Annotated in this window: 15 protein-coding genes; 10 read left to right on the forward strand and 5 right to left on the reverse strand. The window is 54.4% G+C overall.

Translation table 11 applies throughout. The annotated features are described in order from the left end of the window. Positions 1 to 58: 58 nt before the first annotated feature. Positions 59 to 685 carry a lysoplasmalogenase gene (locus ACLJNW_RS17355; RefSeq protein WP_000964735.1) on the reverse strand — a complete coding sequence of 209 codons (627 nt, stop codon included), beginning with the start codon at positions 683 to 685 and terminating at the stop codon, positions 59 to 61. 141 nt (positions 686 to 826) lie between these two features. On the opposite strand from ACLJNW_RS17355, the gene ACLJNW_RS17360 reads away from it, so the two are divergent. Next, the gene (locus ACLJNW_RS17360) at positions 827 to 1,198 is read left to right on the forward strand and encodes a DUF2500 domain-containing protein (protein ID WP_024154676.1); all 372 of its coding nucleotides are present in this window, start codon (positions 827 to 829) and stop codon (positions 1,196 to 1,198) included. 21 nt (positions 1,199 to 1,219) lie between these two features. Here the strand turns inward: ACLJNW_RS17360 and ACLJNW_RS17365 are convergent, their stop codons facing one another. Beyond that, entirely contained in the window at positions 1,220 to 1,489 is a 270-nt protein-coding gene (locus tag ACLJNW_RS17365; RefSeq protein ID WP_000906759.1) for a DUF1145 family protein, read from the reverse strand. Then, a complete protein-coding gene (gene rsmD / locus ACLJNW_RS17370) occupies positions 1,479 to 2,075 on the reverse strand; it encodes a 16S rRNA (guanine(966)-N(2))-methyltransferase (RefSeq protein ID WP_000743277.1) in 597 nt (198 codons plus the stop codon). Before rsmD ends, ACLJNW_RS17365 begins: the two co-directional genes overlap by 11 nt. Positions 2,076 to 2,200: 125 nt before the next feature. On the opposite strand from rsmD, the gene ftsY reads away from it, so the two are divergent. From ftsY to livJ, 5 genes are all read left to right on the forward strand, one after another. Beyond that, on the forward strand, positions 2,201 to 3,676 hold the full coding sequence (gene ftsY, locus ACLJNW_RS17375; RefSeq protein WP_001118683.1) for a signal recognition particle-docking protein FtsY: 1,476 nt from the start codon (positions 2,201 to 2,203) through the stop codon (positions 3,674 to 3,676). A gap of 2 nt (positions 3,677 to 3,678) precedes the next feature. Next, complete coding sequence (ftsE, locus tag ACLJNW_RS17380) at positions 3,679 to 4,347, forward strand: cell division ATP-binding protein FtsE (RefSeq protein WP_000617729.1); 669 nt, start codon at positions 3,679 to 3,681, stop codon at positions 4,345 to 4,347. Further along, positions 4,340 to 5,395 (forward strand): permease-like cell division protein FtsX, encoded by a 1,056-nt coding sequence (gene ftsX / locus ACLJNW_RS17385; protein WP_001081707.1) that lies wholly within the window; start codon positions 4,340 to 4,342, stop codon positions 5,393 to 5,395. Before ftsE ends, ftsX begins: the two co-directional genes overlap by 8 nt. Positions 5,396 to 5,640: 245 nt before the next feature. Further along, the gene (rpoH, locus tag ACLJNW_RS17390) at positions 5,641 to 6,495 is read left to right on the forward strand and encodes an RNA polymerase sigma factor RpoH (RefSeq protein WP_000159621.1); all 855 of its coding nucleotides are present in this window, start codon (positions 5,641 to 5,643) and stop codon (positions 6,493 to 6,495) included. 321 nt (positions 6,496 to 6,816) lie between these two features. Then, entirely contained in the window at positions 6,817 to 7,920 is a 1,104-nt protein-coding gene (livJ, locus tag ACLJNW_RS17395) for a branched chain amino acid ABC transporter substrate-binding protein LivJ (RefSeq protein WP_001676601.1), read from the forward strand. Between the two features lie 83 nt (positions 7,921 to 8,003). On the opposite strand, the gene ACLJNW_RS17400 is transcribed toward livJ, so the two are convergent. Both ACLJNW_RS17400 and panM read right to left on the reverse strand, forming a co-directional pair. Then, a complete protein-coding gene (locus tag ACLJNW_RS17400) occupies positions 8,004 to 8,138 on the reverse strand; it encodes a hypothetical protein (RefSeq protein WP_001517957.1) in 135 nt (44 codons plus the stop codon). Beyond that, a complete protein-coding gene (gene panM / locus ACLJNW_RS17405; protein ID WP_000778873.1) occupies positions 8,116 to 8,499 on the reverse strand; it encodes an aspartate 1-decarboxylase autocleavage activator PanM in 384 nt (127 codons plus the stop codon). The genes ACLJNW_RS17400 and panM overlap by 23 nt, the downstream gene beginning before the upstream one ends. 421 nt (positions 8,500 to 8,920) lie before the next feature. On the opposite strand from panM, the gene livK reads away from it, so the two are divergent. Genes livK through livG form a run of 4 tightly spaced genes read left to right on the forward strand, consistent with a single transcriptional unit; the run spans position 8,921 to position 13,054 of the window. Further along, positions 8,921 to 10,030: a high-affinity branched-chain amino acid ABC transporter substrate-binding protein LivK gene (livK, locus tag ACLJNW_RS17410; RefSeq protein WP_023204129.1), complete on the forward strand. Its 1,110-nt coding sequence runs from the start codon at positions 8,921 to 8,923 to the stop codon at positions 10,028 to 10,030. 59 nt (positions 10,031 to 10,089) lie between these two features. Continuing rightward, positions 10,090 to 11,016 carry a high-affinity branched-chain amino acid ABC transporter permease LivH gene (gene livH / locus ACLJNW_RS17415; protein WP_000003007.1) on the forward strand — a complete coding sequence of 309 codons (927 nt, stop codon included), beginning with the start codon at positions 10,090 to 10,092 and terminating at the stop codon, positions 11,014 to 11,016. Further along, complete coding sequence (livM, locus tag ACLJNW_RS17420; protein ID WP_000803764.1) at positions 11,013 to 12,290, forward strand: branched chain amino acid ABC transporter permease LivM; 1,278 nt, start codon at positions 11,013 to 11,015, stop codon at positions 12,288 to 12,290. Before livH ends, livM begins: the two co-directional genes overlap by 4 nt. Continuing rightward, positions 12,287 to 13,054 (forward strand): high-affinity branched-chain amino acid ABC transporter ATP-binding protein LivG, encoded by a 768-nt coding sequence (gene livG, locus ACLJNW_RS17425; protein WP_000082080.1) that lies wholly within the window; start codon positions 12,287 to 12,289, stop codon positions 13,052 to 13,054. Before livM ends, livG begins: the two co-directional genes overlap by 4 nt. Position 13,055: the final 1 nt, after the last annotated feature.

Genomic DNA, 13,055 nt, shown 5'->3' on the forward strand with positions numbered 1-13,055 from the left:
TTTTCTCATTAACCGGAGGATACACTCTGGAGTCGACTCCAGAGTCAAGCGCTATTATTTACAGGTACAGCGAGCGAACGATCAGGAAGTGTCCGGCAAAGTAGCAGGCGGCGGCAATCGCGTTATCCGCCCGGAAACGGCGGCGGTAATGGCTACCCAGCCAGACGATATTGCCGATAAACAGCAGCGTCGCGCCGGTAAAGGCCGAAAGGGCTGGCGCCGTTGGGCGGAAGAACCACAGTTCGCCCGCCAGCCAGACCATGACCAGAGTCATGGCGATAAAAGTACATACCGGCCAGCGTAGCTCCTCCAGTCGCGTCCAGATAACGGCGATAAGCAACGCGCCGACTATCAGTAACGCCAGCGGCAGCGGCCAGAAGAACGACAACGTCATTTGGCTGGCAAAATAAATGGTGTAGAGCAGATGCGATAAGAAAAATGCCCCGACGGCGTACAGCAGGCGTTGACGCGGCAAGAGCGTTAACGCATCGCCGACCAGCGAGGCGCACAGTCCGGCCAACACAAGATAACTGATGGCGTCAAACATCGGCGCTTGCCAGGCCAGTAACAGCAATAGTAATAACGTGACGGGCTTAAAAACCCAGCGTTGCCAGGCTGGCCCGCGATAGGAGGCGTCCACATACAGCCATGCGGACAGGCAGACAGCGATAAACGACCAAAGCATCTTAATTCCTTGAATTCGTTATTTTTTCGCAAACGGTATGCTTGCGGCTCTATTATTCAGTGTAGAGGCCGTGACGGTCAGATGACAACACTATAACGGGCAGGGTATGCTTATTTCCGCATTTTCTGACAGGTTAACAGTATGAGTAAGCCACCGCTTTTCTTCATTATAATCATCGCATTAATCGTAGTTGCCGCGTCGTTTCGCTTCGTTCAGCAACGGCGGGAAAAAGCCGCTAATGAGGCGGCGCCGTTACAGCAAAAGCAGGTCGTGGTCAGCAATAAACGGGAGAAGCCGGTTAACGACCGACGCTCTCGCCAGCAGGAAGTGAGCCCGGCGGGAACCAGTATGCGCTATGAGGCCAGTTTTAAGCCGCTCAATGGCGGTCTGGAAAAAACTTTCCGTTTACAAGCGCAGCAGTACCACGCTTTGACGGTGGGTGATCAAGGTACGCTGAACTATAAGGGAACGCGGTTCGTCGGGTTTGTTAGCCGTACCCCGGATAACGAATAAACCGTCATCCGGCAGCAAACGTTATTTTTTGTTCTTAAACTTCTTCTGCCAGACCAGCAGCTCAAACACGCCGAACAGGAAAATGCGGATTTTTTCTCCCGTCGTCATCTGCGGACCCTCTTTCGGTATCGTTGATTTCAGCAGCGCCAGTTGCATACCGTGCATCAGCGCCATGAACACCAACGCCACGTTGACGAAGATATTGAGCGGGCGCGGGAAGGGATGCACCAGATTAAGAATCAAAAATGCCCACACGAAGAGCATTAATAAGCGGCCCAGATTAATCAACATCATTTTCTCCTTGCGCGTCGCGCTGATACAGACGATAAGCGACCTGTCCGGCCACCTTTTCTCGATACAATGCCCAGTTCGCCGGAACGGGCGGCAGACCGTTTTCCACCTCGCTTTCTACGTAGATTAGCGCGTCGTCGGCCAGCCATCCCTGGGTTTCCAGCAATTGTAACGTCTCTTCCAGCAGCCCTTTACGAAACGGCGGGTCGACAAAGACGACGTGATGCGGCGTCCCCGGCTGGCTGAGGAAGGTCAGAGTATTGGTATTGACGACGCGAGCATTGTTGGCTTTCAGCGTCGCCAGATTTTTTTGCAACTGCTGCGATACGGCGCGATCCATTTCCAGTAACGTTGCCTGGGCCGCATAACGTGATAGCGCTTCCAGACCCAGCGCGCCGCTGCCGGCAAAGCAATCCAGACAATGGGCGTCTACCATTACCGGAGCCAGCCAGTTAAATAACGTTTCGCGCACGCGATCGGTGGTGGGACGCAGACCCGGGCTGTCCGGAACCGGTAATTTACGGCCACGCCATTGCCCGCCAATAATGCGGATTTGGCCGCTGCCAGAGTGAGTCGGTTTTTTCATTTCTCTTGCTCGAACCGCCTGTTGCAAGTTATTCCAGGCGGTGATGTGAATTAAGTTAAGTGATAGACTATTTCATCATTTTTTTAGCTTCCATGTATATAGCGCCGCGAGGGGTGTAGTCGCAGATGGCAAAACAGAAAAAACGTGGCTTCTTTTCCTGGTTGGGCTTCGGTGATAAAGAGCAGAAGCAGGAACAGACCGAAGAACAGCAGATTGTTGAGGAACAACGACCGGTTGAGCCCCCTGTTGAAACGGCGGCAGACGTAGACGCGCAAACGCCCGCGCACAGCAAAGCAGAAACAGAAGCCTTTGCGGAAGAGGTGGTGGACGTTACTGAGAAAGTTCAGGAGAGCGAAAAACCGCAGCCGGTAGAGCCGGAGCCCGCGGCGGCCATTGAGATGGCAGCGCCGCAGATCGCGGTGGAACGCGAGGAATTGCCGCTGCCGGAAGAGGTCAAAGACGAGGCTATCTCGCCGGAAGAGTGGCAGGCCGAAGCGGAAACCGTAGAGGTCATTGCCGCGGTAGAAGAAGAGGGCGAAAACGCGGCGAAATTCACCGACGAAGAGCTGGAAGCGCAGGCGCTGGCCGCTCAGGCGGCGGAAGAGGCGGTGATGGTTGTTCCGCCGGCGGAAGAAGACGAGCCGGTGGAAGCGATCGTTCAGGAGCAGGAAAAACCGACTAAAGAAGGTTTCTTTGCCCGCCTGAAACGCAGTCTGCTGAAAACCAAAGAAAATCTCGGTTCCGGATTTATCAGTCTGTTCCGCGGCAAGAAAATCGACGATGATTTGTTCGAGGAGCTGGAAGAGCAGTTGCTCATCGCTGATGTCGGGGTGGAAACCACGCGTAAGATTATCGCTAATCTGACGGAAGGCGCCAGCCGCAAACAGCTTAAAGATGCCGAGGCGCTGTATGGTCTGTTGAAAGACGAGATGGGCGAGATTCTGGCGAAGGTAGACGAACCGCTTAATATTGAAGGTAAAACGCCTTTTGTTATTCTGATGGTTGGCGTGAACGGCGTGGGTAAAACCACTACTATCGGTAAACTGGCGCGCCAGTTTGAGCAGCAGGGTAAATCAGTGATGCTGGCGGCGGGGGATACTTTCCGCGCGGCGGCGGTCGAACAGCTACAGGTCTGGGGACAGCGTAACAACATTCCGGTTATCGCCCAGCATACCGGCGCGGACTCCGCCTCGGTGATTTTTGACGCTATCCAGGCCGCGAAGGCGCGTAATGTGGATGTGTTAATTGCCGATACGGCAGGGCGTCTGCAGAACAAGTCGCACCTGATGGAAGAGCTGAAAAAAATCGTTCGCGTCATGAAAAAGCTGGACGAAGAAGCGCCACATGAAGTTATGCTGACCATTGACGCCAGCACCGGACAGAACGCGGTAAGCCAGGCCAAACTGTTCCATGAAGCGGTAGGCTTAACCGGTATTACCCTGACCAAGCTGGACGGTACGGCGAAAGGCGGGGTGATTTTCTCGGTAGCTGACCAGTTTGGCATTCCTATCCGTTACATTGGCGTGGGCGAACGTATCGAGGATTTGCGTCCGTTTAAGGCGGACGATTTTATTGAGGCACTTTTTGCCCGAGAGGATTAACAATGATTCGCTTTGAACATGTCAGCAAGGCCTATCTCGGCGGGAGACAAGCGCTGCAGGGAGTGACATTCCATATGCGGCCAGGCGAGATGGCGTTTCTGACCGGCCACTCCGGCGCGGGGAAAAGTACCCTGCTGAAGCTAATCTGTGGGATTGAGCGGCCCAGCGCCGGCAAAATCTTCTTCAGCGGGCATGATATTACGCGCCTGAAAAACCGCGAAGTGCCGTTTTTGCGCCGCCAGATTGGGATGATTTTCCAGGATCACCATCTGCTGATGGATCGCACGGTCTATGACAATGTGGCGATACCGTTAATCATTGCTGGCGCCAGCGGCGATGATATCCGTCGTCGTGTGTCGGCGGCGCTGGATAAGGTTGGACTACTGGACAAAGCGAGAAACTTCCCGATTCAACTCTCCGGAGGCGAACAACAGCGCGTGGGCATCGCCCGCGCGGTGGTCAATAAGCCAGCGGTATTGCTGGCGGATGAACCGACCGGGAACCTGGACGACGCGTTGTCGGAAGGGATTTTACGTCTGTTTGAAGAGTTTAACCGCGTAGGGGTGACGGTACTGATGGCGACGCACGATATTGGACTTATCTCCCGTCGTTCCTATAGGCAGCTCGTCCTGAGCGATGGACATCTGCATGGAGGCCTGGCCAATGAATAGGCGCGACGCGATTAACCAAATCAGGCAGTTCGGCGGACGGCTGGATCGACTGCGTAAGTCTCGCGGCGGAACAGGCGGCGGGCGCAACGCGCCAGGACGCCAGAAGCCGACGCCGAAACCAAACTCACGTAAAACAAATGTCTTTAATGAACAGGTGCGCTATGCCTGGCACGGCGCGCTGCAAGATCTGAAAAGCAAACCGCTGGCGACGTTTCTGACGGTGATGGTGATCGCCATCTCCCTGACGCTGCCCAGCGTCTGTTACATGGTCTATAAGAACGTCAACCAGGCGGCGACTCAGTATTATCCGTCGCCGCAGATCACCGTTTATCTGCAAAAAACGCTGGATGATGACGCGGCGGCGCGGGTTGTTGGGCAGCTTCAGGCCGAGCAGGGCGTTGAGAAGGTCAACTACCTGTCCCGTGAGGACGCGCTGGGAGAATTCCGCAACTGGTCGGGTTTTGGCGGCGCGCTGGATATGCTGGAAGAGAACCCGCTACCGGCGGTGGCGGTGGTGATCCCCAAGCTGGACTTCCAGAGTACCGCCTCGCTTAATACGCTGCGCGACCGTATCTCGCAGATTAACGGCATTGACGAAGTCCGCATGGATGATAGCTGGTTTGCGCGCCTGGCGGCGCTCACCGGGCTGGTGGGCCGCGTGTCGGCGATGATCGGCGTGCTGATGGTCGCGGCGGTCTTTCTCGTTATCGGCAACAGCGTGCGCCTGAGCATTTTTGCCCGTCGCGATACCATTAACGTGCAAAAGCTGATTGGCGCGACCGATGGCTTTATCCTGCGTCCGTTCCTCTATGGCGGCGCGTTGCTCGGTTTTTCCGGCGCGTTTCTTTCACTGATATTGTCTGAAATTTTGGTGATGCGTTTATCATCGGCGGTGACTGAAGTGGCGCAGGTCTTCGGCACGAAGTTTGATCTCAATGGCTTATCGTTCGATGAGTGCCTGTTGCTGCTGCTGGTCTGTTCCATGATTGGCTGGATCGCCGCCTGGCTGGCCACGGTGCAACATTTACGTCACTTTACTCCCGATTGATAAAATCGTGGTATAATCTTTCCCTGCAATGGGCTTCCGTTCGCAGGGAAAGAGTCCCTGTTGTCTCTTCCCCGCGCATCATCTTTATGTCACAAGATTTGTGCAAATTATGCACAGTGTTACATTGAACTTGTGGATAAAATCACTGTCTGATAAAAGAGTGGGTGATATTCTCGTTGCTCATCGGCTTTGGCACGGTTGTTGCTCGCTGACGGTGCCAGGCAATACTGATTGAGAGGATTTGAATGACCAAAGAAATGCAAAATTTAGCTTTAGCCCCTGTTGGCAACCTGGAATCTTATATCCGGGCGGCGAACGCGTGGCCGATGTTATCGGCTGACGAGGAGCGGGCATTGGCTGAAAGGCTGCATTACCAGGGCGATCTGGAAGCAGCTAAAACGCTGATCCTGTCTCACCTGCGCTTTGTTGTTCATATTGCTCGTAACTATGCGGGCTATGGTCTGCCGCAGGCGGATTTGATCCAGGAAGGCAACATCGGCCTGATGAAAGCCGTACGCCGTTTCAACCCGGAAGTAGGCGTGCGTCTGGTCTCCTTCGCCGTACACTGGATTAAAGCAGAAATTCACGAATACGTGCTGCGTAACTGGCGTATCGTTAAAGTCGCAACCACGAAAGCGCAGCGTAAGCTGTTCTTTAATCTGCGTAAAACCAAGCAGCGTCTGGGCTGGTTTAATCAGGATGAGGTTGAAATGGTGGCGCGCGAACTGGGTGTTTCCAGTAAAGACGTGCGTGAGATGGAGTCGCGTATGGCGGCGCAGGACATGACGTTTGACATGTCTTCGGACGATGAGTCCGACAGCCAGCCAATGGCGCCGGTGCTGTATCTGCAGGATAAATCGTCTAACTTTGCCGACGGCATTGAAGACGATAACTGGGAAGAGCAGGCCGCCAACCGACTGACCGATGCGATGCAGGGGCTCGACGAGCGTAGCCAGGATATTATCCGCGCTCGCTGGCTGGACGAAGACAATAAGTCTACGTTGCAGGAGCTGGCCGATCGTTACGGCGTCTCCGCTGAGCGTGTGCGCCAGCTTGAAAAGAACGCCATGAAAAAGCTTCGCGCTGCGATCGAAGCGTAATCTTCGCGAATTGCCAATGAACCCTCGAATGTGAATTCGGGGGTTTTGTTTTTTGTAGGCCGGATAAGGCGTTTACCCTGCCATCCGGCAACACGTTTGCCCGATGGCGCTTCGCTTATCGGGCCTACGGGCCCTTCCTCTCCCCCACCGACACAAATCTGTTATCTGGATGTAAATTTAGCTATTCCAAAATAATAAAAATCGGGTATGTTTTAGCAGAGTATGCTGCTAAAGCACGGGTAGCTAGCCAATAATCGAAATAAAGTGCTGAACAATAACACCACAACACACGTAACAACCAGAATAATGGGGATTATCAGGATGAATATGAAGGGTAAAACGTTATTGGCAGGATGTATCGCCCTGTCATTAAGCCATATGGCATTCGCAGAGGACATTAAAGTCGCGGTTGTCGGCGCGATGTCCGGTCCGGTGGCGCAGTATGGCGACCAGGAATTTACCGGTGCGGAGCAGGCAATTGCCGATATCAATGCGAAAGGCGGTATTAAAGGCGATAAGCTCGTCGCGGTGAAATATGACGACGCCTGCGACCCGAAACAGGCGGTAGCTGTCGCTAACAAAGTGGTGAACGACGGCATCAGGTATGTTATCGGACACTTATGCTCCTCTTCCACACAGCCAGCCTCTGATATCTACGAAGACGAAGGCATCCTGATGATAACCCCGGCGGCGACCGCGCCGGAGCTGACCGCACGCGGCTATAAGCTGGTTTTGCGCACCACCGGTCTGGACTCTGACCAGGGGCCAACGGCGGCAAAGTATATTCTGGAGAAGGTAAAACCGCAGCGCATCGCGATTATCCACGATAAGCAGCAGTACGGCGAAGGGCTGGCGCGCGCGGTGCAGGACGGTCTGAAGAAAGGCGGCGTTAACGTCGTATTCTTTGACGGCATCACCGCCGGCGAAAAAGATTTCTCCACTCTGGTAGCGCGTCTGAAAAAAGAGAATATCGACTTTGTCTACTACGGCGGTTATCACCCGGAAATGGGGCAGATCCTGCGCCAGTCCCGCGCCGCAGGGCTGAAAACCCAGTTTATGGGGCCGGAAGGGGTGGCGAACGTGTCGCTGTCTAACATCGCCGGAGAGTCAGCGGAAGGCTTACTGGTCACCAAACCGAAGAACTACGACCAGGTCCCGGCGAACAAACCGATTGTGGATGCTATCAAAGCCAAGAAACAAGATCCTAGCGGCGCGTTTGTCTGGACCACCTACGCCGCGCTGCAATCGTTGCAGGCGGGTCTGAACCAGTCTGACGATCCGGCGGAAATTGCCAAATACCTGAAAGGCGCCACGGTCGACACCGTAATGGGACCGCTGTCGTGGGATGAGAAAGGCGATCTGAAAGGATTTGAGTTCGGCGTGTTTGACTGGCATGCGAATGGTACGGCGACAGACGCCAAGTGATTTTCCTGGCGCCTTTCGCGCTGCAGGTGCGTTGGCTACGTTATTCAACCCCGGTCACTTACTTATGTAAGCTCCCGGGGATTTCATAACTTGCCGCCTGCCTGCAACGCGAAATTCTTGGAAAATTGCGAGGTGGTTTTTATCTTTTCTCCCGGCATGTAGGCCGGATAAGCGTCAGCGCCATCCGGCTTTCTTTTAGCGCTTCTCCCAGCCGTCATGCTGTGCGGTAAAACCTAACGCCTGCATAAACGCGGCCATCACGCTGCGGTCTTCAACACCGACATCCGCCATCCACCACGACGAGACGTTGGGATTATCGCGGATGACTTCTTCTACCAGGTATTGCCCGACGCCGCGGCGACGGGTGATTTCACGCACGCGTAAGGAATCCAGCGCGCCCTGCGTTCCGCTCAGCGTCACTCTTACGGCGCCCAACAAACGCTCGTTAAACCGCGCGGCATAAATCCGGTGCGTTTCATCTACGCTTAATGAGGAGGCGGAATATTCCGGCCAGATTTTGCCCAGATCGATCTGATCCTGAGCGCTAAAGTGTTCTAAACGAAGAATAGTCAGCTTCATCGACGGCTTGTCCCGATTTCAAAAGATGCGATCAGTGTACCGAAACAGGCAGGCCAGATGCTTTCTCTTTTTTGTGTCATTTACCAGGTTATTAATTTTTTAACAACGATAATTACAGTTTGAAGCATTAGAGAATGGAAAACAGGCAGCATAATTCCCTGAATGCTAGTGAATTATTCCGCTTAATATGCCGTTATTTTATGCTGACAAGCGTGCTTTTTTTTGTTTATCTATAGCGAAAAGCAGAATATTATCTTTTCTTAATAGACTGAAAAATAGAGATTTTAATCTTATTATGCTTTAAATGCTGCGCTAACTCATTAATGAGTCAGTAAAAAGCGCACCATTTATAAAAAGTACAGTCTGCTTTTTAACCAGCAAAAAACAAAACATATAACATCACGAATGGGGATACAGGCACATGAAACGGAAAGCGAAAACAATAATCGCAGGGATTGTTGCATTAGCAGTCTCGCAGGGGGCAATGGCAGATGATATTAAAGTCGCCATAGTCGGGGCGATGTCCGGCCCGGTAGCGCAATGGGGCGATATGGAATTTAACGGCGCGCGCCAGGCCATTAAAGACATCAACGCTAAAGGCGGTATTAAAGGCGATAAGCTGGTCGGCGTAGAGTACGATGATACCTGCGATCCAAAACAGGCGGTGGCGGTGGCCAACAAAATCGTTAACGACGGTATTCAGTACGTTATTGGTCACTTGTGTTCTTCTTCTACTCAGCCAGCATCCGATATCTATGAAGATGAAGGTATTCTGATGATCTCTCCGGGGGCGACTAACCCGGAGCTGACCCAGCGCGGCTATCAGTACATTATGCGTACCGCCGGCCTGGACTCCTCCCAGGGGCCAACGGCCGCGAAATACATCCTGGAAACGGTGAAGCCGCAGCGCATCGCTATCATTCACGATAAACAGCAATACGGCGAAGGACTGGCGCGCTCCGTGCAGGATGGCCTGAAGCAGGGCAATGCCAATATTGTCTTTTTTGATGGTATTACCGCCGGTGAAAAAGATTTCTCCGCCCTGATTGCCCGCTTGCAAAAAGAGAATATCGACTTTGTGTATTACGGCGGCTACTACCCGGAAATGGGGCAGATGCTGCGCCAGGCGCGGGCTAATGGCCTGAAAACGCAATTTATGGGGCCGGAAGGCGTAGGTAACGCGTCGCTGTCCAATATTGCGGGCGGTGCGGCGGAAGGCATGTTGGTGACGATGCCAAAACGTTATGACCAGGACCCGGCGAATAAAGCGATTGTCGAAGCGCTGAAAGCCGACAAGAAAGATCCCAGCGGTCCGTACGTCTGGATCACCTACGCCGCCGTCCAGTCACTGGCGACCGCAATGACGCGTAGCGCCAGCCATGCTCCGCTGGATCTGGTGAAAGATCTTAAAGCTAACGGGGCTGATACCGTTATTGGGCCGCTGAAATGGGATGAAAAAGGCGATCTTAAGGGATTTGAATTTGGCGTCTTCCAGTGGCACGCCGACGGCTCGTCAACCGTCGCGAAGTAATGCCAGAAGATAAGTTATCCCACCGCCCGCACGCCGGGCGGGTTTAAAAAGGTTACCTTATGTCCGAGCAGTTTCTCTATTTCTTGCAGCAGATGTTTAACGGCGTCACGCTGGGGAGCACCTACGCGCTGATTGCTATCGGTTATACGATGGTGTACGGCATTATCGGCATGATCAACTTCGCTCATGGCGAGGTGTATATGATCGGCAGCTACGTCTCTTTTATGATCATCGCCGCGCTAATGATGATGGGAATAGACACCAGTTGGCTCCTGGTGGCCGCCGGATTTATCGGCGCGATTATTATTGCCAGCGCCTACGGCTGGAGTATCGAGCGAGTCGCTTACCGGCCCGTGCGCAACTCCAAGCGCCTGATTGCCCTGATTTCCGCCATCGGGATGTCCATCTTCCTGCAAAACTACGTCAGCCTGACGGAAGGTTCGCGCGACGTGGCGTTACCCAGCCTGTTTAACGGCCAGTGGATTGTGGGCAGCAGCGAAAACTTTTCCGCGTCCATCACCACCATGCAGGCGGTTATCTGGATAGTCACCTTTCTGGCTATGCTGGCGCTCACCATTTTCATTCGCTACTCCCGGATGGGCCGCGCCTGCCGCGCCTGCGCGGAGGATCTAAAAATGGCCAGCCTGCTCGGCATTAATACCGACCGCGTCATTGCGCTAACGTTTGTTATCGGCGCGGCAATGGCGGCGGTGGCGGGCGTGCTACTCGGTCAGTTCTATGGCGTAATTAACCCCTACATCGGTTTTATGGCCGGGATGAAAGCGTTCACCGCGGCGGTGCTGGGCGGTATTGGCAGCATTCCGGGCGCGATGATCGGCGGTCTGATTTTGGGCGTCGCCGAAGCGCTCTCGTCTGCATATTTAAGTACCGAATATAAAGATGTCGTATCGTTCGCTCTGCTGATTCTGGTACTGCTGGTGATGCCGACCGGTATCCTGGGGCGTCCGGAGGTAGAGAAAGTATGAAACCGATGCATATTGCGATGGCTCTGTTCTCTGCGGCGATGTTCTTCGTTCTGGCTGGCGTCTTCATGGGCGTACAACTGGAGCTGGACGGCACCAAACTGGTGGTGGATACCGCCGCCGACATCCGCTGGCAGTGGATCTTTATCGGTACGGCAGTGGTTTTTTTCTTTCAGTTGCTGCGTCCGATGTTCCAGAAAGCGGTGAAGCACGTCTCCGGACCGAAGTTTATTCTGCCGGCGATCGATGGCTCTACCGTTAAGCAAAAGCTGTTTCTGATGGCGCTGTTGGTTATCGCCGTGGCGTGGCCGTTTATGGTGTCGCGCGGTAGCGTGGATATCGCCACTATGACCATGATTTATATCATCCTCGGTCTGGGGCTGAACGTGGTGGTGGGGCTGTCCGGCCTGCTGGTATTGGGCTACGGCGGCTTTTACGCCATCGGCGCTTATACCTTTGCGCTGCTCAACCACTATTATGGTTTGGGTTTCTGGACCTGCCTGCCGCTGGCGGGACTGGTCTCCGCCGCCGCCGGTTTCCTGCTCGGCTTCCCGGTACTGCGCCTGCGCGGCGACTATCTGGCGATTGTGACGCTCGGCTTCGGCGAAATCGTCCGTATCCTGTTGCTCAACAACACGGAAATTACCGGCGGCCCGAACGGCATCAGCCAGATTCCCAAACCGACGCTGTTTGGTCTGGAGTTTAGCCGCAACACCCGCGAAGGCGGCTGGGATACCTTCAGCAATTTCTTTGGCGTGAAGTACGACCCATCCGACCGGGTCATTTTCCTCTATCTGGTGGCCCTGTTGCTGGTGGTCTTGTCGCTGTTTGTCATTAACCGCCTGCTGCGTATGCCGCTGGGCCGGGCGTGGGAAGCGTTGCGTGAAGATGAGATCGCCTGTCGCTCATTAGGTTTAAGCCCGACGCGCATCAAGCTGACCGCTTTTACTATCAGCGCCGCGTTTGCCGGTTTCGCCGGGACGTTGTTTGCCGCCCGCCAGGGCTTTGTCAGCCCGGAATCTTTCACCTTCGCCGAATCCGCCTTCGTGCTGGCGATTGTGGTGCTGGGCGGAATGGGCTCGCAGTTCGCGGTGATCCTGGCGGCGGTTCTGCTGGTGGTGTCGCGCGAGTTGATGCGCGACTTCAACGAATACAGCATGTTGATGCTCGGCGGTTTGATGGTGTTGATGATGATCTGGCGCCCGCAGGGATTGCTGCCGATGACGCGTCCGCAGTTGAAGCTGAAAAGTGGTCAGGCGAAAGGAGAGCAGGCATGAGTCAGCCATTATTAGCGGTTAACGGCCTGATGATGCGCTTTGGCGGTTTGCTGGCGGTCAACAATGTATCGCTGGAATTGCGTGAGCGGGAAATTGTGTCGCTGATTGGCCCTAACGGCGCGGGTAAAACGACGGTGTTTAACTGCCTGACCGGTTTTTATAAGCCGACAGGCGGTACGATCATGTTGCGCGAGCGGCATCTGGAAGGATTGCCGGGCCAGCAGATCGCCCGCATGGGCGTGGTACGTACTTTCCAGCATGTGCGTCTGTTCCGTGAAATGACGGTGATTGAAAACCTGCTGGTGGCGCAGCACCAGCAATTGAAAACGGGCCTCTTTTCCGGCCTGTTGAAAACGCCCGCTTTCCGCCGCGCGCAAAGTGAAGCGCTGGACCGCGCGGCGACCTGGCTTGAGCGTATTGGCCTGCTGGAACATGCCAATCGCCAGGCCAGTAATCTGGCCTACGGCGACCAGCGCCGGCTGGAGATTGCCCGCTGCATGGTGACGCAGCCAGAAATTCTGATGCTCGACGAACCGGCGGCTGGCCTTAACCCGAAAGAGACCAAAGAGCTGGATGAGCTGATTGCCGAACTACGTAACCATCACAACACCACCATATTACTGATTGAACACGATATGAAGCTGGTGATGGGCATTTCCGATCGCATTTACGTGGTGAACCAGGGCACGCCGCTGGCGAACGGCACGCCGGAAGAGATCCGCAACAACCCGGACGTCATCCGCGCTTATCTGGGTGAGGCATAAG

Source organism: Salmonella sp. SAL4457 (assembly GCF_046548235.1).
GTDB classification, from domain to species: domain Bacteria; phylum Pseudomonadota; class Gammaproteobacteria; order Enterobacterales; family Enterobacteriaceae; genus Salmonella; species Salmonella enterica.

Excerpts from the sequence above, each read along its gene's own strand:
- ACLJNW_RS17360 (WP_024154676.1), top strand. The coding sequence starts at position 827 with ATGAGTAAGCCACCGCTTTTCTTCATTATAATCATCGCATTAATCGTA.
- livM (WP_000803764.1), top strand. The coding sequence starts at position 11,013 with ATGAAACCGATGCATATTGCGATGGCTCTGTTCTCTGCGGCGATGTTC.
- livG (WP_000082080.1), top strand. The coding sequence starts at position 12,287 with ATGAGTCAGCCATTATTAGCGGTTAACGGCCTGATGATGCGCTTTGGC.
- livK (WP_023204129.1), top strand. The coding sequence starts at position 8,921 with ATGAAACGGAAAGCGAAAACAATAATCGCAGGGATTGTTGCATTAGCA.
- livH (WP_000003007.1), top strand. The coding sequence starts at position 10,090 with ATGTCCGAGCAGTTTCTCTATTTCTTGCAGCAGATGTTTAACGGCGTC.
- ftsY (WP_001118683.1), top strand. The coding sequence starts at position 2,201 with ATGGCAAAACAGAAAAAACGTGGCTTCTTTTCCTGGTTGGGCTTCGGT.
- livJ (WP_001676601.1), top strand. The coding sequence starts at position 6,817 with ATGAATATGAAGGGTAAAACGTTATTGGCAGGATGTATCGCCCTGTCA.
- ACLJNW_RS17400 (WP_001517957.1), bottom strand. The coding sequence starts at position 8,138 with ATGACGGCTGGGAGAAGCGCTAAAAGAAAGCCGGATGGCGCTGACGCT.
- ACLJNW_RS17365 (WP_000906759.1), bottom strand. The coding sequence starts at position 1,489 with ATGTTGATTAATCTGGGCCGCTTATTAATGCTCTTCGTGTGGGCATTT.
- rpoH (WP_000159621.1), top strand. The coding sequence starts at position 5,641 with ATGACCAAAGAAATGCAAAATTTAGCTTTAGCCCCTGTTGGCAACCTG.
- ACLJNW_RS17355 (WP_000964735.1), bottom strand. The coding sequence starts at position 685 with ATGCTTTGGTCGTTTATCGCTGTCTGCCTGTCCGCATGGCTGTATGTG.
- ftsE (WP_000617729.1), top strand. The coding sequence starts at position 3,679 with ATGATTCGCTTTGAACATGTCAGCAAGGCCTATCTCGGCGGGAGACAA.
- panM (WP_000778873.1), bottom strand. The coding sequence starts at position 8,499 with ATGAAGCTGACTATTCTTCGTTTAGAACACTTTAGCGCTCAGGATCAG.
- rsmD (WP_000743277.1), bottom strand. The coding sequence starts at position 2,075 with ATGAAAAAACCGACTCACTCTGGCAGCGGCCAAATCCGCATTATTGGC.
- ftsX (WP_001081707.1), top strand. The coding sequence starts at position 4,340 with ATGAATAGGCGCGACGCGATTAACCAAATCAGGCAGTTCGGCGGACGG.